The organism is Vibrio sp. J383 (assembly GCF_023503985.1).
Lineage (GTDB): Bacteria > Pseudomonadota > Gammaproteobacteria > Enterobacterales > Vibrionaceae > Vibrio > Vibrio splendidus.
This window is the reverse complement of record NZ_CP097293.1, coordinates 1,652,646-1,674,501: the sequence shown is the minus strand read 5'-3', so window position 1 is coordinate 1,674,501 and position 21,856 is coordinate 1,652,646. Positions and strand designations below refer to the sequence as shown.

The 21,856-nt window shown below is 43.4% G+C and carries 19 protein-coding genes; 10 read left to right on the top strand and 9 right to left on the bottom strand.

Annotated elements, in window-relative coordinates; genetic code table 11:
* Positions 1-215 precede the first annotated feature (215 nt).
* Positions 216-1,616 carry an asparagine--tRNA ligase gene (gene asnS / locus M4S28_RS07555; RefSeq protein WP_004734710.1) on the top strand — a complete coding sequence of 467 codons (1,401 nt, stop codon included), beginning with the start codon at positions 216-218 and terminating at the stop codon, positions 1,614-1,616.
* A gap of 150 nt (positions 1,617-1,766) precedes the next feature.
* Here the strand turns inward: asnS and M4S28_RS07550 are convergent, their stop codons facing one another.
* The 4 genes from M4S28_RS07550 to M4S28_RS07535 all read right to left on the bottom strand — a co-directional run bounded on the left by M4S28_RS07550 (position 1,767) and on the right by M4S28_RS07535 (position 5,751).
* Positions 1,767-2,927, bottom strand: coding sequence for a trypsin-like serine peptidase (locus M4S28_RS07550; protein WP_108101210.1), 1,161 nt, complete (start codon positions 2,925-2,927; stop codon positions 1,767-1,769).
* Position 2,928: 1 nt separating this feature from the next.
* Positions 2,929-3,606 carry a hypothetical protein gene (locus M4S28_RS07545; RefSeq protein WP_249632712.1) on the bottom strand — a complete coding sequence of 226 codons (678 nt, stop codon included), beginning with the start codon at positions 3,604-3,606 and terminating at the stop codon, positions 2,929-2,931.
* 407 nt (positions 3,607-4,013) lie between these two features.
* Positions 4,014-4,220, bottom strand: a complete 207-nt coding sequence (locus M4S28_RS07540; RefSeq protein ID WP_004734707.1) for a hypothetical protein — start codon at positions 4,218-4,220, stop codon at positions 4,014-4,016.
* A gap of 127 nt (positions 4,221-4,347) precedes the next feature.
* Positions 4,348-5,751, bottom strand: a complete 1,404-nt coding sequence (locus M4S28_RS07535) for an aminotransferase-like domain-containing protein (RefSeq protein WP_249632611.1) — start codon at positions 5,749-5,751, stop codon at positions 4,348-4,350.
* 220 nt (positions 5,752-5,971) lie between these two features.
* Here M4S28_RS07535 and M4S28_RS07530 point away from each other — a divergent pair, with 220 nt between their 5' ends.
* The 3 genes from M4S28_RS07530 to M4S28_RS07520 all read left to right on the top strand — a co-directional run bounded on the left by M4S28_RS07530 (position 5,972) and on the right by M4S28_RS07520 (position 9,501).
* Entirely contained in the window at positions 5,972-6,271 is a 300-nt protein-coding gene (locus M4S28_RS07530; protein ID WP_004734705.1) for a hypothetical protein, read from the top strand.
* Between the two features lie 334 nt (positions 6,272-6,605).
* Positions 6,606-8,108 carry an HD-GYP domain-containing protein gene (locus M4S28_RS07525; RefSeq protein WP_146458106.1) on the top strand — a complete coding sequence of 501 codons (1,503 nt, stop codon included), beginning with the start codon at positions 6,606-6,608 and terminating at the stop codon, positions 8,106-8,108.
* A gap of 202 nt (positions 8,109-8,310) precedes the next feature.
* Positions 8,311-9,501 (top strand): amino acid aminotransferase, encoded by a 1,191-nt coding sequence (locus M4S28_RS07520; RefSeq protein ID WP_017086475.1) that lies wholly within the window; start codon positions 8,311-8,313, stop codon positions 9,499-9,501.
* A gap of 101 nt (positions 9,502-9,602) precedes the next feature.
* On the opposite strand, the gene M4S28_RS07515 is transcribed toward M4S28_RS07520, so the two are convergent.
* A complete protein-coding gene (locus M4S28_RS07515) occupies positions 9,603-10,247 on the bottom strand; it encodes a TonB-dependent receptor (RefSeq protein ID WP_029222477.1) in 645 nt (214 codons plus the stop codon).
* 150 nt (positions 10,248-10,397) lie between these two features.
* Here M4S28_RS07515 and M4S28_RS07510 point away from each other — a divergent pair, with 150 nt between their 5' ends.
* Together M4S28_RS07510 and M4S28_RS07505 are read left to right on the top strand one after the other, a co-directional pair.
* On the top strand, positions 10,398-12,287 hold the full coding sequence (locus tag M4S28_RS07510; RefSeq protein ID WP_004734701.1) for a DUF294 nucleotidyltransferase-like domain-containing protein: 1,890 nt from the start codon (positions 10,398-10,400) through the stop codon (positions 12,285-12,287).
* A 5-nt stretch (positions 12,288-12,292) separates the two neighbouring features.
* The gene (locus M4S28_RS07505; RefSeq protein ID WP_249632610.1) at positions 12,293-13,009 is read left to right on the top strand and encodes a 3'-5' exonuclease; all 717 of its coding nucleotides are present in this window, start codon (positions 12,293-12,295) and stop codon (positions 13,007-13,009) included.
* Positions 13,010-13,158: 149 nt separating this feature from the next.
* Here M4S28_RS07505 and M4S28_RS07500 read toward each other — a convergent pair whose 3' ends face one another.
* Positions 13,159-13,851, bottom strand: coding sequence for an MOSC domain-containing protein (locus M4S28_RS07500; RefSeq protein WP_249632609.1), 693 nt, complete (start codon positions 13,849-13,851; stop codon positions 13,159-13,161).
* A 134-nt stretch (positions 13,852-13,985) separates the two neighbouring features.
* Here M4S28_RS07500 and M4S28_RS07495 point away from each other — a divergent pair, with 134 nt between their 5' ends.
* The gene (locus M4S28_RS07495; RefSeq protein ID WP_249632608.1) at positions 13,986-14,798 is read left to right on the top strand and encodes an AraC family transcriptional regulator; all 813 of its coding nucleotides are present in this window, start codon (positions 13,986-13,988) and stop codon (positions 14,796-14,798) included.
* A gap of 86 nt (positions 14,799-14,884) precedes the next feature.
* Here the strand turns inward: M4S28_RS07495 and serC are convergent, their stop codons facing one another.
* Positions 14,885-15,979 carry a 3-phosphoserine/phosphohydroxythreonine transaminase gene (gene serC / locus M4S28_RS07490; protein ID WP_249632607.1) on the bottom strand — a complete coding sequence of 365 codons (1,095 nt, stop codon included), beginning with the start codon at positions 15,977-15,979 and terminating at the stop codon, positions 14,885-14,887.
* A gap of 162 nt (positions 15,980-16,141) precedes the next feature.
* A complete protein-coding gene (locus M4S28_RS07485; RefSeq protein WP_017091692.1) occupies positions 16,142-17,404 on the bottom strand; it encodes a DUF945 family protein in 1,263 nt (420 codons plus the stop codon).
* A gap of 183 nt (positions 17,405-17,587) precedes the next feature.
* On the opposite strand from M4S28_RS07485, the gene M4S28_RS07480 reads away from it, so the two are divergent.
* The 3 genes from M4S28_RS07480 to M4S28_RS07470 all read left to right on the top strand — a co-directional run bounded on the left by M4S28_RS07480 (position 17,588) and on the right by M4S28_RS07470 (position 20,851).
* Positions 17,588-19,531, top strand: coding sequence for an ATP-binding protein (locus M4S28_RS07480; RefSeq protein ID WP_249632606.1), 1,944 nt, complete (start codon positions 17,588-17,590; stop codon positions 19,529-19,531).
* Positions 19,524-20,021, top strand: a complete 498-nt coding sequence (locus M4S28_RS07475; protein ID WP_017071960.1) for a response regulator — start codon at positions 19,524-19,526, stop codon at positions 20,019-20,021. The genes M4S28_RS07480 and M4S28_RS07475 overlap by 8 nt, the downstream gene beginning before the upstream one ends.
* A gap of 287 nt (positions 20,022-20,308) precedes the next feature.
* Entirely contained in the window at positions 20,309-20,851 is a 543-nt protein-coding gene (locus M4S28_RS07470) for a hypothetical protein (protein WP_048609214.1), read from the top strand.
* Positions 20,852-21,012: 161 nt separating this feature from the next.
* On the opposite strand, the gene M4S28_RS07465 is transcribed toward M4S28_RS07470, so the two are convergent.
* Complete coding sequence (locus M4S28_RS07465; RefSeq protein WP_004734691.1) at positions 21,013-21,594, bottom strand: TfoX/Sxy family DNA transformation protein; 582 nt, start codon at positions 21,592-21,594, stop codon at positions 21,013-21,015.
* Between the last annotated feature and the right edge of the window lie 262 nt (positions 21,595-21,856).

The window sequence follows — 21,856 nt, the reverse complement described above, 5'->3', positions numbered from 1 at the left end:
CCCTAAAAGGTATTTCTGGTCAGTAGACACAATATTTCTTTCACCAAGCAAGAATAAAGGTTGAAGCTGTCGGTATGACAGGTAATATGTTCAATCGATTTAAAAAGTTTATACAACTCAATGTTTCGGCTAATTATTGTGCAAATATATGTTCATTTGCCTCAATGCTAGAGACTTTGAGTTGAATTTGTCCCTCAATGGAGAATGAAATCAACATGACTTACGCGCCTGTAACAGACGTACTTGGCGGCAAGCTAGCGGTAGACAGTGAAGTAACTGTTCGCGGCTGGATCCGTTCACGTCGTGATTCCAAAGCTGGAATCTCTTTCCTTGCCATTTATGACGGCTCTTGTTTCGACCCGATTCAGGCCGTGGTTCCTAATAATCTTAATAATTACGAAGACGAAGTATTAAAGCTAACAACTGGCTGCTCTGTTGAAGTAACAGGTAAGATTGTTGAGTCTCCTGCGAAAGGTCAAGACTTCGAACTGGCAGCAACTGACGTTAAAGTTGTAGGCTGGGTTGAAGACGCTGACACTTACCCAATGGCTAAGACACGTCACTCTATTGAATACCTTCGTGAAGTTGCTCACCTACGCCCACGTACGAACGTGATCGGCGCAGTAGCACGTGTACGTAACTGTTTATCTCAAGCGATTCACCGTTTCTACCACGAGCAAGGTTTCTTCTGGACTTCAGCTCCGCTTATCACTGCATCTGATGCAGAAGGCGCTGGTGAAATGTTCCGCGTATCGACGCTAGACATGGAAAACCTACCTCGCACTGACGAAGGCAAAGTTGACTTCAACGAAGATTTCTTCGGTAAAGAAACTTTCCTAACAGTATCTGGCCAACTTAATGCTGAAGCTTACGCTTGTGCACTAAGCAAAGTTTACACGTTCGGTCCTACGTTCCGTGCTGAAAACTCAAACACAAGCCGCCACCTAGCTGAATTCTGGATGGTTGAGCCTGAAGTTGCGTTTGCAGACCTTGACGATGTAGCAAAACTGGCTGAAGACATGCTTAAGTACGTTTTCGCTGCTGTTCTTGAAGAGCGCCGCGACGACCTTGAGTTCTTCGCTTCTCGCATCGACAAAGAAGCAATCACTCGTCTAGAGCAATTCGTAGACGCTGATTTCGCACAAGTTGACTACACTGACGCAATCCAAATCCTACTAGATTCTGGTAAGAAATTTGAATTCGACGTTGAGTGGGGCATCGACATGTCTTCTGAGCATGAGCGTTACCTAGCTGAAGAGCACTTCAAAGCACCTGTTATCGTTAAGAACTACCCGAAAGACATCAAAGCTTTCTACATGCGCTTAAACGACGACGGCAAGACAGTTGCAGCAATGGACGTACTTGCACCAGGCATCGGTGAAATCATCGGTGGTGCACAACGTGAAGAGCGTCTAGACATTCTAGACGAGCGCATGATTGGTATGGGTATCGACCCTGAGCACATGAGCTGGTACCGCGACCTACGTAAATACGGCACTGTGCCTCACGCTGGCTTCGGTCTTGGCTTTGAGCGTCTAGTCTCTTACGTAACAGGTATGGGCAACGTTCGTGACGTTATCCCGTTCCCACGTACACCACGCTCTGCTAACTTCTAATATCGGCTTGCTTCTTCTTTAACGAAGTCAGCACCAGATAAATAAAAACCTCCGTATATACGGAGGTTTTTTTATACGCACTTATTTATAAGGGTATGTTCATAAGCCCCTATTGATAAGCGCCTACTGATAAAAACTTAACAGCTCAGTCTACTCGACAGTACGAACCAAAAAGTGATCTAAAAGTATCTTCTCGCCAGTCTGTTCTAGCGGCTTAAATTCAATCACCATCTGGTCACCCTTTTGCTCAAAAGCATTCACTTTAAAGAATAAGCTCTCCTTATCCGCCTTAATGTTATGAGCAACCTGACGACCATTTACAAACACATCAAAAGCGGGCGCTTTTGGGTTTGCAGGAATGACAGTTTCAAAAGTGTACGTTTCACCTTCTTGCGCATAAGCGGTGTTGTAAATGCCGCCATCCTTCGTCCAATAAGTACCATTAAAGTCCATGCTTCCAGCTTTCCAGTAGCTGTAAAAGGCGTGAAGATCTTCGATACTATTCTGGGTCGATGGCGTCCATCGTACGTCACCAAGATTTACTGGCTTCGTGTAACTAAACCCATGCTCCCTCATATCCTTGTTTAAGGAATCTAATCTCCCCAAAACATCATCAAAGGTATCTTGCCAACCAAGCTCGCCATAATATTGAAGGCCTATCTCCCCAATAATGTAAAACTCGTCGTCTCGTTCAATCGTAATGCCTGAACCTGAGTCTCCATGGATGATCAGCCACTGCAAATCACTTTGAGGCATGATCACCGGGTTATATTTATATTCAGCTAACCATTTCTTATCTGTGTCATTGTACTTAACAAATTTCTTCCCGCCATTACGGCCGTTATAGTTACCAAAGCCAACGCTATTTACTTCATAAACCTCTGAATGATCGAACATCCCTTTCTCTGGTAACTTCGCAGGCTTAATACCGGTGATTGGCGTGTCTAAACGCACCAGAGCGAAATCATAAATGCCATCGGTAAATTCATACTCCCCCCACTCACCATCAGGGTCAGTTGTCGCACGTGATGTATGAATAACGTTGAACTTACCGTTCTCATCTTTTTCATAAGAAGAACAAGTTACTGCATTTTCATACCCTTCACTTTTAGAGCCTGATACGTGATTTGCCGTTATCACCCAGTAAGGGTCAATTAAGGTCGCGGAACCCGCATTCATATGACAGGCAAAATCGAACTGAGTTTGTAGTGCGAACGTTTTGTGTTGAGTGACCGAACGATCCATTTTCCCGAGACCTGAGTGAGCAGAAAAGGTCGCTACAATTGCTGATGCTAGAATGATTCTTTTCATGTTACTCAACCTCTCTCAACTGGATAGCCTCAATAGCGTGATAGCCTTGTCTCGATTCAAAATCAAACTGCCTATATTGGCGTGAATATGAGATTTCTACGATGTCACCTGGCGATTGAGATTCGAAAACAATCGTATTTTTGACACTGGTCATGTGAAATGAAATGTCATTTTTAATTGTGATGCATTGCTTGTTAATACATGCCGTCACATCAGCAGAAGACAGCCAATTATGTGTATAAAGCTCTACAGAAAATCGCCCTTCTTTACTCGGCTGAACGTCAAAAGAGAAACCACTAGAACCAACAAGCAAACCTGAAAAAGCCAGCTCTTGGTTATAATCCGTAGAGTCGCCGTCTTGCCAGTAGTAACGATTGCCAACTGCATTTTTAGTCTCTGAATTAGCGACTTGTTTTAAATCACCAATAACCTTCACATCACCAATTAAGGCACTATTGGGTTTATCTTTTCTTTGATGCTCTCCATAAAGAAAAGCCCAATCTAAGCCGTTTAAGTCAACATCTCTTGCGTAACGATACTTTCCCTCATCAAGCTCATAGCCGATAAATTCACTGGCAATAGAAAATGTATTGGTGCCCACTTCCGAAAAGTTACTGAGTCGATTCAAATCAACATGGAGTTCGCTTGCTGAAGCATTGGTGGCTAACAAAGCCAATATGCACATGTTTGTTTTTGTATATTTCAATCTCATAATCCCGCATCTCAATTAGTCATAACCAATTGTAATAAATGGGAAATTTAAACCTGTAAGGTACTGTAAGCCTTTACTCTGGTCACTTTTATCGCATAGCGACCAATAATTGACGTGAATATATAACGGCGAAAGGTAGGCTCTGGTTATTTCCTAGCACAACCAATAAGCCAAGTTTTTGACTAAAGGTGATGCATATTCCAAATAATCACCATTTCTCGCTTACACAGACTTACAAAGCCTGTGGCATTAAAGTATGAGATAGCCTTCAGAGCTCAGGTTTAATGCCATCATTCAAAAGTTCAGGTCATTTAAAACGAAAAAGCCCTGCCAAATTCTGGCAGGGCTTAAAATAATTCGACTGGATAATCGGCTTAATCGACATCTTGGTCGATAGCGTATTTTATCGCGAGACCGCAGATTGCCATCATAACGAACGGGATAGCCGCTGTTGTATATTCAGCCCAAGCCATATCAGCGAAGGCTTTTGCCAGCAATACGTGTCCGAGAATAAGCAGAAGCGCACACACAATCGCGACGATAATCAGCTTAACTTCATTTCCCATAGTCATTTTCAACATAACGGTATCTCCAATATTTGGTCTAACTGTATTGAAGCACAACTCTTTGTTGTACAAGGCGTACAGTTGCACCAGAAACAATCCGTACAGTTGAAATCATGGTCTGTTTTATGAGTGACTTAAGATTTTACGAATGCGTAAGTTGATGTGCCAGTTTGCCAAGCAAGATTAGTGCTTGTTCTTTCTCTTCTGTGAGTTCATAAGAGAAGTTCAATCTGATCGCGTTATCTACTCTGCCCTGCTCACTAAACAGATCGCCTGAAGCGACGCTGATCCCCTGAGCAATCGCTAGTTGGTGAAATTGTTGGCTGTCAAATTTTTCCGAGAAGCGAATCCATATGAAGTAGCCACCAGCCGGTTCTTCAATCTCGATGGAACGTGGAAAGCACTGCTTGATGACCTCGATAAATCGCTCTTTTCTCACTAGAAGATTTTTACGTAATTTACGAAGGTGATTGTCGTAACTTTCATGAGTTAAGAAGTGTGCCACGCCAAGTTGCACAGGTGCACTACTCGACAGTGTAGAAAGAAGCTGAAGCTTTTGAATAGCATCGTTAAAACGCGTGTTTACAACCCACCCGACCCGATAACCCGGACACAGGCTTTTTGAGTACGAACCACAAAGTAGAACAGAATCGGTCTTATCGAAGGCTTTTAGTGGCTTGGGTTTGTGGCCGTCGAAATAGAGGTCGCCATACACGTCATCTTCGATAATGTAGGTTTCGTTTTGTTTTGCAATCTCCACCACAAGGCGCTTCGCTTCGTCCGACAAACTTGTCCCTGTCGGGTTCTGAAACGTCGTCATCAACCAACACGCTTTTATATCTTGGTTTTGTAGTACGCTTTCAAACTGTTCAATATTCAATCCATTGATTGGACAAACATCCACTTCGATAGGATTGAGTCCTAACCTCTCTACAGCCTGTAAAGCACCATAGAAAGCGGGAGATTCAATCACAACATTATCACCCGACTTAGTAACCGTTTGCAGGCTTAAGTTAAGCGCTTCCATTGCGCCAGAGGTAATCACGATATCTTGATGGTTAACCGTAATGCCTTGTTGCAGGTAACGCTGCGCGATTTGTCTTCTTAAGGACTCACTGCCCGGTGGCAGATTATTAATGACACTCGCGCCAGTCATTTTTCTGCCAGCACTCGCGAGATTTCGGGTCAAGGTAGGTAAAGGAAACAGATCAGGGTCTGGGAATGCTGAGCCAAAAGGAATCACACCTTCTGCGGAACTCGACTTCAAAAAGTCGAATAAGCGATCATTAATGGCTTTCTTTTGGTGTACTAAAGGCAGTTCATAATCAACGCCGTCCACACGTGGTGCAACAAAGTAGCCCGACTGAGGCTTAGCGATGATCCACCCTTCGCTTTCTAACAATTGGTAGGCTTGTAAGACAGTACTATTACTGACGTTGTAATTTCGACAACTCATGCGTACCGAAGGGATCTTCTCTCCGGATCGCCAAGTGTTATTAGCGATCTGAGTTCGAATATCCTTTGCAAGCTCTTCATAACGCGCCATCTAATTGTACTACCTAGATAAATTCTAATAAGCCGGAGATTTTATCACTAACGTTAACAACTATTGCTGCTATCCATGTGATTGGACCTAATTTCTATAATAGTGTGAATTGGTTCACAGATAACTTTGTATGCTTTGCTAAGTTTGTAACCAAGGCGGGAGCCAAGTTCGCTCTACGCCTCTATAATTTGATGTAACCCAAAAAACATGCGAGATAACAATGAAAAAAATAGAAGCAGACCAGTTAAGTTATAAAGGAGAGTCAAACGGTGTTCATAGTTGGACAACACCGAGTGGCCAGCCATATTACTGGCACCCAGATTGGCTACATATCGCTGAAGATGCAACAGGCTCACATCCAAAGCAGAAGATCGACGTCGATCAAGACCAAGCACCAACTGAGAAACACGCGGTGTCTGCTATTCTGAAACACCTTAACCAATGGGCATCAGACAAACTAGCATCTCACCCTGAGATTGAAACAGGTTCTATCGAAGCTGAAATCAACCTGAAAAAGTAATTGTTTTAAAGTAGATAGCGAACTCAATCACTCGCGATTTCACTCAAGTATACCGACTGAATAGCCTCTAATCTTAACGAGGCTATTCAAGTATCTTCATAGTAATGCTGCAATAACCCCCACCTAGCTAACAAATCACTAACACAAACCAGTTTCTTGTATCATTCAGCGAAAGCTATCGATAGAATTTCTGGTCCTATTTACGCAAGTCATTCAAGTTATGTATATTTCAAAGCAAGCAATGCGTCTTGCAAAGTAAAATATGCGTACTTAAAAGTCGTGAATCTAGTAAGAATTATACAGACCAGAAACGAAACTGAACAAAGGCTTATCGATGGATACATCAAACTATAATCAATCGCTAACAACCCAGCTATATGCCATCGCTGGTGTGCTTTTTGGCACCTATGGCAGTCGGGTATGCCCTATGCTCGACACCTTAACGACGTTAGAAATTTTCACTCAAGTGAGTGTCGTTTTTGCCTTAGTCTGGTTTGTGCGCCATTACCTATTAGCCCGCCATGCTTTAGTTAAACAAGGTCGGTTTGCGCAGCTCGACACCTTGTTGTTTTTTGCTGCTAGTGTCCCTTTTGCGCTCTATTACAACTTAAGTTATGACTTCACCATCGATAGCAATTTAAAAGTGCTCTTTGGAATGACGTTATTTGGCTTCTTTACTGGAAGCATTCTTCAGTTGAAAGCTAAACTTGCGCAAATGGACAAAATGGAACATTCTGGGCAGTTTGACTTCCAACTGATTGGCGAACGAAGTTCATTAGTTAAACAAATGGTCGGTTTAGTCATCGTACTTCTGGTTACACTGACCACCATGCTGACGATGATTGCAGTTAAAGACATCTTCTGGTTAGAGCACAACCCTGAACGCTTGTTGGATGGCACAGGCAAGATCAGCGTGATTAAAGAGTTCATTTATTTGGCAGTAGTTCTGGGTGGATACGCGATAACCATTATGACTTTATGGAGTAAGCTGATTAAGCGAATTCTCCTAAGCCAAGAACACGCATTGAGAAAGGTTACCAGTGGCGAACAAGGCGTTCGCTTACCTATTTTCGGCTACAATGAGCTGGGTTCAATGGCATCAATGACCAACATCATGCTTGATAGCCTCGAAACGGCACAAAACGAAGTCAAAACGACCCGTGACGTTGCAATTGTAAGCCTGTCTGCACTCGCAGAATCTCGAGACAATGAAACTGGCGCCCATATTCTAAGAACCCAAGAATACGTTAAGGTACTCGCACAAGAACTCAGCAAATCTGAAACGCACTCTACTTTGTTAACACCAAATTATATCGAGTTGCTTTATAAGTCGGCTCCCCTGCATGACGTCGGCAAGGTGGGTATCCCTGACAATGTTTTACTAAAGCCGGGGAAATTAACCGACGAAGAATTTGAAATAATGAAGGGCCACCCTGCAATTGGCGCTGAAGCCTTGTCTATCGCAGAAAAGCAGTTGGGAAGCTGCTCTTTCTTAAAAGTCGCAAAAGAAATATCACTGACTCACCATGAAAAATGGAATGGCAGCGGTTATCCAAATCAGCTGTCTGGTGAGGACATTCCATTATCCGGTCGCTTGATGGCATTAGCCGATGTTTATGACGCGTTAATATCAAAGCGAGTCTACAAGCCAGCCTTTACTCATGAACAAGCTAAGCAGATTATCTTAGAGGGCAATGGGACGCATTTTGATCCGCAAGTTGTCCAAGCTTTTCTGGCTGTCGAACAAGAATTTGTTTCGATTGCCGCGACCTACAAAGATGGCAAAAATGTACCAAGTGAACTCGAGCGTGAAAGCTTTATTGCTCAACCAGCCTAATCTATATAAAAACCACTAACTTCTTGCACCCTATAGGTTAATCCGTAGGGTGTTTTGTTATCAAATACCCTCTTTAGTCAATAAATCTGATTGAAATGGATTTTTTTTGGCCTTTCTGTTCACTTCGTATTGTCTTAAAAATTCCATACAGGTATAACTACCCATAGATACTATCCCCTCTCAATTGACATGGATGAAGATTATGTTTGAAAAAGTGTTAGCTGCTCCCGCCGATCCTATCCTCGGCCTTACTGAAGAGTTTAAAAAAGACTCTCGTGCAGAGAAAATCAACCTTGGTGTTGGCATCTACAAAAATGAAGCTGGCCAAACGCCTGTACTTAAAACAGTAAAGAAAGCAGAAGCTGCACTTCTTGAAAGCGAAAAAACCAAATCTTATCTGACAATTGAAGGTACAGCTGAGTACGGCCTAGCTGTTCAGAAGCTTCTTTTCGGTTCAGACGCAGAGATCGTAACGTCTCAACGCGCGAAAACTGCACAAGCTCCTGGTGGTACTGGTGCACTTCGCGTTGCTGGCGAATTCATCAAGCGCCAACTAGGCGATGCTAAAATCTGGATCAGTAACCCAACTTGGGCAAACCACAACGGCGTTTTCGCTGCCGCGGGTATCGAGACAGCTCAATACAGCTACTACAATGCTGAAACAAAAGACAAAGACTTCGCAGGCATGGTTGCTGACCTAGAGAAAGCTTCTGAAGGTGATATCGTTCTTCTTCACGGCTGCTGTCACAACCCAACAGGTATCGACCCAACAACTGACGAGTGGGAAGTGCTGGCTAAACTTGTTGCTGAGAAGAAACTGCTTCCTTTATTCGATTTTGCTTACCAAGGTTTTGCAAAAGGCGTTGAAGAAGATGCAGCTGGTCTACGTATTTTTGCTCAATACAACAAAGAGATCCTTGTTGCTAGCTCATTCTCTAAGAACTTCGGCTTGTACAACGAGCGTGTGGGCGCATTCACTCTAGTTGCAGAATCTGCAGACGTAGCAACGACAGCGTTCTCTCAAGTTAAGAGCATCATCCGCTCTATCTACTCTAACCCACCAGCGCACGGTAGTGCTGTAGTAACTCACATCCTTGGTGATGCTGATCTACGTGCTGAATGGGAAGCGGAAGTGGCAGAAATGCGTGACCGTATCCAAGAGATGCGTGAGCTATTCGTAACAACATTGAAATCTGAAGGTGTTGATGCAGACTTTACATTCATCGAGCGCCAAAACGGCATGTTCTCGTTCTCTGGCCTAAGCAAAGAGCAAGTAACTCGCCTGAAAGATGAATTCGCTATCTACATTGTTGGCTCTGGCCGTATCAGTGTTGCTGGTATGACTAAGTCAAACATGGGTCCTCTATGTAAAGGTCTTGCTGCGGTTCTTTAATCGTAAAGCGAAACCTGTATTTGTAGACCTATAGATATGCAAAAGCCAGCGACTAAGCTGGCTTTTTTGTGTCTGTCTTTGACGTATTAGGTTTAACTAAGTTAGTACTCTAAGAAGAACTCTACACCTAGCTCGTTCGTCCTCTCGCTTCCACCTTTACTACCCTCACCATCTCGGTGCTGATAAGAGCCGCCAATCGCAAACTTATTGGTCACGAGATAACGTAAACCCACGTGGTAAATTTCTTCATCAAACAGGTCACTTCGGTTCACTTGTACACTGCCGTTAGCAATCCAACGCTTTGCAAAACCATAGTTAAGCTCGGCTTTTACACCTTGGACAAATTCAGTATCCGATTCGATGGTTTCGTTGCTGCCATTAAGCTCTACCTCACCTTTAGTAATACCCAGCAAGTAAGAAGCGACAATATCCAAATCTTTCTTGATGCTGTAACGATACCCAGCCCCTGCCATTAAGGTATCAATTCGAGTGGTACTTTCATCTGGATGAATGAAGCGCGCACTATAGTCACCTAACAACAGCCAATCATCGGTCATCGCGTAACTGACGCCTAATCCATACGATGAGGCATTGTTATTACTGCCTGCATCTTCATTTAAACTGCCCGAATGCGCGGTGGCATAAACATGGTCATAATCAAGAATATCCACCGCGTTAGTGTCCGCCGACAAACTTGGAGAAAACATAAAAACCGCAGGTACCAAACTAAGCTTCCACTTCGACATTCCTATCATCCTTCAACTGTCACTCCATTAACTAAAAGATTAGTCTATCCATAAGACTTTAAAAAGGTTTTAGCTCACAGATTGATTTGTGCCGGAAAATTATTATCAAATGTTGTACCATGAAATCATACAAACCAATGGATGATCATTATGGATGCTGAGTTATTAGAGATTCAAAACTTTCTGGCACAATACCCCCCTTTCTCTGAACTTCCTGAAGAGATATTGGTAAAAGTGACCAGTAGTGTGGAAATTTCTTATTACCGCCAAGATACCCCTATCATTCACTTTGGTGATCAAATTCATGACCTCTATATCGTTCGAAGTGGCGAAGTCGAAGTCTATCGTCGTAAGGGCGAACTCTATAATCGCCTTGATGAAGGGCATGTGTTTGGACAAATGGGGTTGCTGACCAACAACAAAGTTCGCTTCCCAGTTAAAGCGACCGAAGATACCCTTCTTTACTGCATCCCTGAGCCGATTTTCCAAGAGCTCTACGACAACTATGATTCATTCGCCGACTTTGTCGAGGTGGAAGATAACGCGCGACTTCGCCAAGCAAACTCAGACAGCAATGACGCCAACGATTTGTCGACATCTAAGGTCAAAACGCTATTGACCAGCGAAGCGCCGATGATCGAGAAAACGCGCACCATCCAACAAGCAGCAACCATGATGGCAGAAGACAATGTCTCTTCTCTACTGATCATCGACCCTGATATTGTTGAAGATGATGAAGATGATTCAACACCTGTTATCGGCATCATTACCGACCGAGACTTATGTACTCGCGTTCTAGCCGAAGGCCTTGACCCGTCGGATGAAGTATCCAGTGTGATGACACCAGAGGTTATCTCACTCGACCACAATGCCTATGTATATGAAGCAATGATGACTATGCTTCGCTACAACGTGCACCACTTACCAGTGCTTAAAGATAAGAAACCTATCGGTATTATCGAAGCGACCGATATTGTTCGCTACGAGTCTCAAAACTCGCTGTTATTGGTAAGCAGCATCTTCCAGCAACAAAGCATTGAAGATCTTAAAGTACTTTCTGAACAAGTAAAAGACAGCTTCGTTCGCCTAGTAAACGAAGATGCCAACGCCCACATGGTGGGTACCGCTATGTCGGTAATTGGCCGTAGCTTTAAACAGCGTATTATCGAGCTTGGTGAAGAAAAATTGGGTAAAGCACCCATTCCCTATTGTTTCCTTGCGCTCGGTTCAATGGGCCGCGATGAGCAATTGCTCGTAACAGACCAAGATAATGCCATCATTCTCGACGATACCTACGACGAGAAAAAGCACGGCAAATACTTTGAAGAGTTATCAACCTTCATTTGTGATGGTTTAGACCAGTGTGGCTACGTTTACTGTACTGGCGACATCATGGCCACCAACCCAACGTGGCGTATGACTCGTCGCCAATGGGAAGAGTGCTTTGCCGATTGGATTGATGATCCAAACCCGAAAGCGCTATTGAACGCTTCTATCTTCTTTGATTTAGACGGTGTCTACGGCCGCTTGAAATGGGCGGAACAACTGAACAGCTTTATTGTTCGCCGAGCACGTAAGAACAACCGTTTCTTAGCATGTCTTGCTCGTAATGCGCTTAACCGCACCCCGCCACTCGGGTTCTTCAAAGATTTCGTTATGGAAAAAGATGGTCGTCATAACAACTCGATCAACCTTAAACGTCGTGGTACCGCACCACTTGCCGATCTAATTCGTGTTCACTCTTTGGCGGTAGCATCTCGTTCGAAGAACTCATTCGAACGTTTGGATGACATTATCGACGCAGGTATTCTGCCAAAAGGCCGAGCTCAAGATTTGAAAGATGCGATGGAGTTTATCTCCTTAGTTCGTATTCGCCACCAGGCACACGATGTCGACAACAACATAGAACCGGATAACAACATTGAGCCAGAGAACCTATCTGACTTCGAGCGACGCAACCTAAAGGACGCATTCCAAATATTAAGTAATGCGCAGAACTTCCTTAAGTTCCGTTATCAAGCCAGCAATAAGTTTAAGTAGGGCCTATGAACAAACTATTCAGATCACCTGCGGTCGACTGGCCATTTAAGTTTGCTCAAAAGCTGGAACGAGCGAGAGACGAGCGCTTAAAGCAATTTTATAGCCAACCTCTTCCTGCACCTGATACGCCATTATCAGAAGTAACCTTCTTAGCTGTCGACTTTGAGACTACGGGTTTAAACCCAAACAAAGATGGCATCATTACCATTGGCCTTGTCCCGTTTACGCTAAATCGTATTTACTTACGACAATCCAAACACTGGACACTGAGACCAAAGCAGAAATTAGAAGAAGACTCTGTGGTTATTCATGGCATCACTCACAACGACATCATTGACGCGCCAGACCTTAGCGAGGTGTTAGATGAGATATTGGAATCGCTGGCGGGTCACATCCCAGTGGTTCATTACCGTCGTATAGAGCGTGATTTCTTGGATAACGCACTAAAGGTGAGACTAGGTGAAGGGATTGAGTTTCCGGTCCTCGACACGCTCGAGATTGAATCTCAAATCCAGAACAAACTGGCTGGCGGCTTATGGAATAAGCTCAAAGGAAAGAAACCAGCATCAGTAAGGCTTGGTCAGAGTCGCCGTCGATACCACTTGCCGGACTACACGCCGCATCATGCATTAACGGATGCAATTGCGACCGCAGAGTTACTACAAGCGCAGATTGCACATCACTTTAGCCCTGACATGCCGGTTAAAGATTTCTGGTTATAGCTAGATTTAAATACTGTTTAAATCATACGTGAAGCGATTAGGCATTAGCCGTTAGCCATTAGCCATTAGCCATTAGCCGTTTTACACCTTAATACTCATAACGCTCACATTATCGAAATAGTGAGCGTTTTTTGCGTATTAGGAAAAGCTTACTCCGCTGTCGGACCAACTAATCGCATTTCCCAATCTTCGATTTTGCCAGTTTCAAGGCGACGCTCTATAAGTGCTCCCCAAGATTCGACTAAAGGTAGCTCCGCCAGTTCTTTAAGCTCTTGTTTATCCAAACAACCGGTGAACACCGCCCCCATGATGCGAGTTAACGGCCATTCTGGATAAGGCCTTTCACATAGAATGATCTCATCTCCAGCACCGATATCACCCTCTTCCAATACGCGGAAATACCAGCCAGTTCTTAGCGTATCTTGCAGCCTTCTTGCCATATCATTTTGATCGAATCTCACGTTCAGCTTCCAGCACGGCATACGCCCTTGCGAGACTTCCAACAATGTTGAACCAATACGAATCTTATCTTTCAAGCAAATGGAGTGTTCCGTGATGCCGCTTGAGCTTAGGTTCTCGCCAAATGCGCCTGCAGATTGGAAGATGTCTTTGTCACCTAACTCTTCCTGCCAAACTGGGTAGTGTTCGCTTGGGTAGATATGAAGGGCTTTTTGAATACCACCGTGAAAGCGAGGGTCGCCTTGTTCGTCATTGGTAAAACCAAGTTCTGTGGCATGCTGACGCTCAGGTAAAACCAGCTTGTTGATGGCACTGTTTGCACCGTGTGCAAAGGCAACAGTTTTGCCTACCAATACGCTATTTACTACGCCTAACTTCTTCATATCTTTCCCTTTTACCTAAACTTATTTTCTGAACTACGTGAGACAAACGACACGATAACTCGATTTCATTCACTACGCCAAGCATGATAACCTAACAAACCAATGTCAGAATAGGGATATAAAGCCAGTTAACCATGCCAACCCGCCAAATAGATTCTCACTCCGGAATCATCACCTCAAATGAGATGATGGTCGCTAATCCTAATTCACCAGCGTTAGTGAAGACCATCGATATGCCCAAGGGCTACGTCGATGTAATGCACCAACATACGTGGCATCAAGTGATCTTCCCGCTCAAAGGCCTATTGCAAACGAAAACCGATCACTACCAGCATCTTGTGCCCCATACTTCTGCTTTGTTTGTGCCTGCAGGGATTCAGCATGAATCTATCGCATTGAGCCATACGACGTTTGTCGGTATTTACCTTAATCCAGCCTTTGGTATTGAGTATGAGCCTCAAGTGCGAACCATTACCCTGACGCCGTTTTTGAATGAGTTATTGCAGGAAATTCGCAGACAGTGCGAAGGATTAGTGAGTGATGAAGAGGTATCGCGATTGCTCTCGGTATTGCACGATCAGATCATGAAAGACAACGTTCAGACCTATCAATTGTTGCTACCCGAAGACCGACGATTGAAGCTTATCTTTGAAGCGCTGACAGAGGCACCAACGTTGGACTTTTCGTTGAAGGAATGGGGAGGTAAAGTCGGTGCATCAGAGCGAACCTTATCGCGCTTATTCTCAAAAGAGTTCAACACGTCATTTCAGTTATGGCGACAACAAATCCGCCTAATTTACTCGTTGTCTTTGTTGGATAAAGAGTTCTCAATCCAGAATATTGCTGATCAAGTCGGTTATCAAAACGACTCGTCTTACATTAAAGCTTTCAAGGCATCTTTTGATGTAACGCCACAACAGTTTCGCTTTAGTGGTCGAAGAAGGTAATTAGGCCTCTATATTTTTACCTTCTATAGGAAACAAAAAGAGGAGCCTAAGCTCCTCTTTTCACTGGTAAACATCTAGGTCGCTTATTAAGCGTATTTCTCTTCGAAGTCTTTCATAAAGCTAACTAGTGCCTGAACGCCTTCCAGAGACATCGCATTGTAAAGTGAAGCTCTCATTCCACCCACCGCTCGGTGACCTTTTAACGATTTCAGACCTGCAATATCAGCCAGCTCTAAGAACTTGCTGTCTAGCTCAGGTTTCGCTAGTTGGAATGGCACGTTCATTCTTGAACGGTTTTCGGTGTGAACATCGTTTTTGTAAAAAGCAGAACTATCAATCGCATTGTACAGTAACGCCGCTTTCTCTTTGTTCACCAACTCCATCGCTTCAACGCCACCTTGAGCTTTCAGCCACTTGAATACAAGGCCTGATAGGTACCAAGCGTAGGTTGGTGGTGTGTTGAACATTGAGTCTTTTTCAGCAAGTACTTTGTAGTTCAGAATACTCGGCAATACTTCGTTTGCTAGTTCTAGTAGATCATCACGCACGATAGCAATGCAGATACCAGCTGGGCCGATATTCTTTTGAGCACCCGCGTAGATAACACCATACTGAGAAACATCGATCTTACGAGACAGAATGTTAGATGACATATCTGCGACGATTGGCTTATCCGTTTGAGGAAGCTCACTGATTTCAATGCCATCGATGGTTTCGTTTGGACAGAAATGTACGTACGCCGCTTCTGGGTCGATTTTCCAATCTTTAGCCGGAACAACCGCCGCTTTGCCATCAATAGATGTCTTCGCGTTGAATACATCGATTTCGCAATATTTGCTCGCTTCAGTCACTGCGCTTTCTGCCCAGTAACCCGCATCAATGTAAGTTGCTTTCGTCGCGTCACCTAGAAGGTTTAGAGGAACAGCAGCGAATTGAGCACGAGCGCCCCCCTGACAGAAAAGAACTTTATAGTTGTCTGGGATGTTCAGAAGATCACGTAGGTCTTGCTCAGACTCATCGGCAACTTGAATAAATTCTTTGCTGCGATGGCTGATTTCCATAACGGAAGTGCCTAAACCATTCCAATCAATGAAGTCTGCTTGCGCTTGTTTCATTACCGGTTTAGGCAGTGCCGCTGGGCCAGCACTAAAGTTGAATACGTTATCTAATGTAAGTTCCATGGGGATAATTGCTCCTGCTAAATAATAACTATGCAAGTAATACCATGTTTTACCCAACATAAAAACAACAAAAGAGGTCTTAAGACCTCTTTTGTTTCGTACCGTACAAAATGTTTAACTTAACCCGTTAGATCGCCCTATCAGTATTAGGCCCGACTCTTTTTATTGAACAAAAGCCGGCATAAGCAGTGCAATTAATGGAATTTCTTGTCCATTTTCAAACACTAGATTTCCATTCTCTAGGTCAGCCGTGATTTCATAACCACTTTCTGTTTGCTTGATCATTTCCATCACGATCAATTCGTCGATACCTTCACGGATAAAAGGGTATTCTTCAACAAGCTCATTTGAGAAGCTAGATTGAACATTACCTGTTAATGCAGGGACAATCATTGAAGGGTTACTGCTGATGTTTTCTGTGCCTTCCGGTACGCTCACCAACCATTTAGATTCAAACTGACCTTTACCTAATTCTAACGACATATTGTTCATTGAAAGGTCGAAGCCTTTAGCAAACAGTACGTCGATGAACGGAATGATCTCAGCCACATCTTCTTGTGTCAGAACAGGATTCGCCTGGTAAATTTCAAAGATTTTCTCAAACGACTGGCTGTCCAGTTTCGACATTTCAAAATCGACGTTTAGATTGTTCAACTGGCCTTCGTTGGTCTCAATGTTGGCGATATCCAACTTAAGACTGCTGCTCAAACGCTTAGTCGCTTCATCTAGATGCGATTCAAAATCGTACTTAGAGTTTTCGATGGTCATGAAAGGCTGCATTGCAGAATCTGAAATCAAGAAGCTATCAATAGTAAAATTCTGCGTGCCTAACCAGTAACCTTTCGCTTGCTGGCCTGAGCCAATGCCTTTTAGGTTAGAGAGTGTGACCTCTTCACCCGTTTCAAAATCAATTTGAACCGATGGGATAGAAAGCTGGTAATCAACCTGCCCTAATACAGTGGCATGGCCAGACAGATTCGACTTCGTGATAGATACCGAGGTACCATTTTCTTCTGAGCCTTGGTGATTGAACTGGCTTAACTCGAAGTTGAAATCCGTGTTGCCGTTTAGCTCAGTGCTGGTAGTCAGAGTAAGAGGCAGAATGTCAGTATTCTCAAACGTCGACAGCGCGTTTAAGCTCACTAAGCCATGGCTCACCGCACTATTAATGACAAACTCACTTGGTAAGCCATCGAGCGCAAGCTGCTCTTTCAAGCTCTCATCCGTCACAGTTACGCGAGTGGTTACAGTAGAAGAAAGATAACCTCTATCGTATTCCACGATCTCAGCTTGAATGCTTGAATTGTTAAGCTTTGCAACGCCATCAGTAATCGCATTTTGTCCAATTTGCCCAACCGCTAATGGCCAACAAAGTGCCAATGAGATTGCTCCGCCAATTGCACCAATTTTTCTTAACTGTTCCATGAGTTCTCTTTCTACACTAGTCTGTTTTTTTTAGTCTAACCCATCAGTAGCAAACAAGAAACATTGAGTTAAATCAGTCTATTGCTCGATACTTCGATTGCCTCAATAAATTAACGGCTAGCTCTCATCCTTATTCAGCGGTTCTTGCTAGGCTAGAGACGTCGCTACTATTAAGGTTGAGCTGTGAATCAATACGCTGTTATCTGTTTGGACAATAATCCGGTTAGCATTGAAAGAATACGTTCGGAGCTGGCTCCGTTAGCTTCTGTATTCGATATTTATACTGCCGAGAACATAGAAGACGCGCATCACGCATTAGAAGATATCCATGATCACCACCAAACCGTTGCTTTAGTGATCACTCATCATCATTCTGGATTTAATGGTGTGCAATTTCTTATTGAACTGGAACAGCTGCCCCATAGTAATACCGCAAGAACGATATTAGTCAGCGCTTCGTCAGACATTCAATCCATTCTGACCGCGGTGAATGAAGGCCGGCTCAATCACTGCCTAACCAAACCCGTTCAAGATCAAGTTCTATTCAAATCGGCGCAAAAAGAGCTGACCTCTTTTGTTATCCAATACGAATCAGAAAACCTGTTATCTTACAGTGATGCGTTGGATCAACAGCGCTTATTCAGAGCACACATCGAGCAAAAGATTCATTCTTTTCAATCGGGTTTCATTCACGACTACCACCAGCTTTCTGACAATGCCCTTGCAGAGCGTGTCGTCAGTGCATTACAAGATGTGTTTTCAAAAGATGACAAAACCAAGGCCATTCGAGACTACTCACCCGAACATCTCCTCACTGTAGAAGGTGAAGACAATCGCTTTTTATGGCTGATCATTGAGGGTGAAGCCGCTCTCTATAAAAAAGATGAGTTGGGGCAACAGCGGGAAGTGGTACGACACTCTAAGGGCAATATTGTCGGCGGGATGTCGTTTGTGACGGGTGAACCTTCCTTCTCAACCGCGATAACCCTAACGCAAACACGAGTCATCAAGCTGGATAAAGATAGCTTTGCTCAAGTGATGCACTCAAACAACACCTTGCTGCCGTTATTCACCAACCTATTGCTCCGTCATTTTAATCGACGTTTGCAACGCAGCATCACCAATAAGATCAAACTGCAGCAAACACTAGAATCATTAGAGTCTGCACATCAACAATTGATCGAGAAAGAGAAGATGGCGATGCTTGGGCAACTTGTCGCGGGCGTTGCTCATGAGTTGAACAACCCTATTGCCGCGATCTTACGAAGTATTGAAACCTTGTCTGAACATCTCGACCAGATACTCGAAAACTCGTCACTCCCAGAATCGAATAAAGGGACTGACGTGCTGGCGCATTCAAAGTTAGCCAAGCCACTATCAACGGCTCAAGAAAGACAGCTCGTAAAGCATCTTACGTCGACTATTGATGACCGTGCTTTAGCAAAAAAAGCCGTGAGACTAAACCTAAGCCAAGACTCTACGGTTTTAGACACATTAAAAGAGTCCCCTGTCGCAGGCAAAGAGCTGCTCAATGACTTAGAACATTACCACTATGTTGGAAACTCTATCCGCTCAATTCAAGTGTGCAGCAAGCGTATTGCCGATATGGTCAAAAGCCTAAAAAGCTATGCTAGAGAAGATGAAGAGGTTCGCCACTACACAGATATACACGAAGGGCTTGAAGATACCTTAGTGATCTTCGAAAACAGGCTTAAACACCACCAACTCGAAAAACATTACGATACCGACTTACCGCCTTTATTGTGCCAGTCGCTCTCGCTACAACAAGTGTGGACCAACCTTATCTCCAATGCGCTCGATGCCCTTTCTGAACGAGGGAGAGTGTCCATTACTACCTCTCAACAGACAAAAGGCGACGACGCGTTTCTTGTGGTGCAAATCTCCGATACTGGCCACGGCATTGCGAAAGAAGACATCAGCACCATTTTCAACCCAAATTTCACGACCAAAAAAGAAGGTAACTTTGGTTTAGGAATTGGTTTATCTATCTCTCAACAAATCGTTTCGGCTCATCAAGGCTTTATTTTGGTGGAGTCTGAGGTAGGCAGCCATACACACATGCAAGTGTGGCTTCCATTCAAACAAGAAGGAGCACCTCATGAATAAGTACCTAATTTTATGTGTCGATGATGAACCTGAAGTTCTCAACAGTGTCCTTCAAGACTTGGCGATATTTGAAGAGAACTTTCTGGTTGAAGGTGCTGAGTCTGTCGATGAAGCCAAGCAAGTCATCAAAGAAATGGGACAAGATGGTATTAAGCTCGCTTTAATCTTGTGCGACCACATCATGCCAGAAAAAACCGGCATCGATTTTCTGATCGAACTCAACCAACACGACGCGACTAAACCAACGCGTAAGCTGTTGCTCACAGGGCAAGCTGGACTAGAAGATACCGTCACGGCCATTAACAACGCAGCACTTGATTTCTATATTTCAAAACCTTGGCAAGGCGACCAACTGAGAGACACGATTACTCAACAATTGACTGACTATGTCATTGCCAACGACAAGCAATTGCTTAACTGGACTTCGATCTTAGATACCGAGCGCATACTGACTTCAATGGCGGATAAACGCACCAGTTTTGGTGAATAGCACTAATTGGTTAATGGATTCTGAGAAAAGTGGCACCCGATATAAGAACCGTCCGAACACATACAAATTTTGGATGATTCGCTCGTCTATTTTTCTCATTCGTCCTAAAACATGAGATCTCCGTTACATACTGATCCTTAATTTGCTTGTTTTTTAACTAAATGAGTAAGGTTTTACATTTTAAAGGATTACTTTTCCGTGAGTTAGATTAAACTGTCTCAATGTTTATGGTTTGCCGATTTGTCTCAAACCAAAGGAATTAACACTAATATAGGTTTACGGTCGTTATGCGCAAAATTCTACTTACTACCGCTATGCTATTGGCTTCTGGTCAAGCACTAGCTGTTGATGAACAACCACAGGTAATGAGCAACTTTAACTATGATTACTTTGAAGCACGTATCGGTGCTAGCCCAGTAACATTTGGTGGTGCGTTCAGTAAGTCCATTCACCCGAACGCTCACGCTATAGCACGTATCGATTCAGAATTTGAAGGCGATTACGACTCAGCTGTAGGTCTTGGTTTCCACGCTCCATTAAACAACTGGGCAGACCTAACAGGTGAAATGCTAGCTCGTATCGTTCAGCCTGAAAACTCAAGCTCTACTGATATCGGTATGGAAATCAACGTTGGTGTTCGCCAATGGCTTGGTCCACAACTAGAAGTTGGTGGTAAAGGTGGTTACGTTTCTATCGATGACAACGATGATTGGACGGGTTCTGTTTACGCGCGTTTCCACTCTACAGAGCTTTTCTCTTTAGGTGCTGAAGCTCGTATTAACGACTTCTACGGTGACCAGCTAATGTTCACGGCTCGTTTCAAGTACTAATACTTAACGCTCAAGCCCTAACAAATAAGCTCTCCATGAGCACTTAGCCTTTTGATAGTTAGTCTTTTAAGAAATCCGGCTAAGACAGAAACAAAAAAACCGAGGACATTCCTCGGTTTTTATTTATTAGTAATAATCTTAAGCATATAAGGCAAACTTCTTTAGTGGCAGCCCTTTAATAATTGCTGCTTGCGTGGCTCTTGTAATAGTTTCCAGTGAATACCATCAATTGCACCCGCAAATTTCCAAAGTAGTTTTAGGTCAACATCGTTTCCGTACGCTTTGCGAACCTTATTAAACACTTCAGGCGCGCCCAACTGCATAAACATTGAAACATCGTCCACACCCGCCTTTTTAACCATGCGCTCTAACGTAAGTTGCATGTTTGGTAGATCTCTCAATCGACGGCTAGCGGATGATTTCTTAAAGCTACGTTGCTGAATTGAATTATCGATTGAAGTACGAATAATACTATCCAATTCAGGATGTTCGCAGGTAAACAGGTCAGTAATATCGTAATAATTTACGGTAGCTGTTGTCTGTTTTTTTACATGACGATACTTTTCACAGTCAAGATCCGTCAGTTTTTTATCTAATGACTTTCCACCTCTGATGAATAAACAACCTTCACTCAATAAAGCGAACATAGCGTCATTTTGAAAGAGGCCGATACCTCCAAACATAGAACGTTTTTGATGCTCACCAAATTGATTCACGTAATTAATAAATGCTGTCTCGGTCATATCCGTTGATCCTTAATCAAATTACCCCGATTAGGTTCATTACCAGACAAGCAGCTTTTTATGCGAAAAATTTTTAATCTGTTTTTTATTCTTTAGGTGAATATTATGATTTCGTTTTCCACCTTTAAATAAATGATACTTCGAAAAGAAAAATAAGTCTGGGCTTAGTTCACATCAATCAATTGAGTATTATGATTTTTCATGATTGATATCACAGTAAACTATCAAACCATGCTTAAATTTCGACACCCAGTGATACACC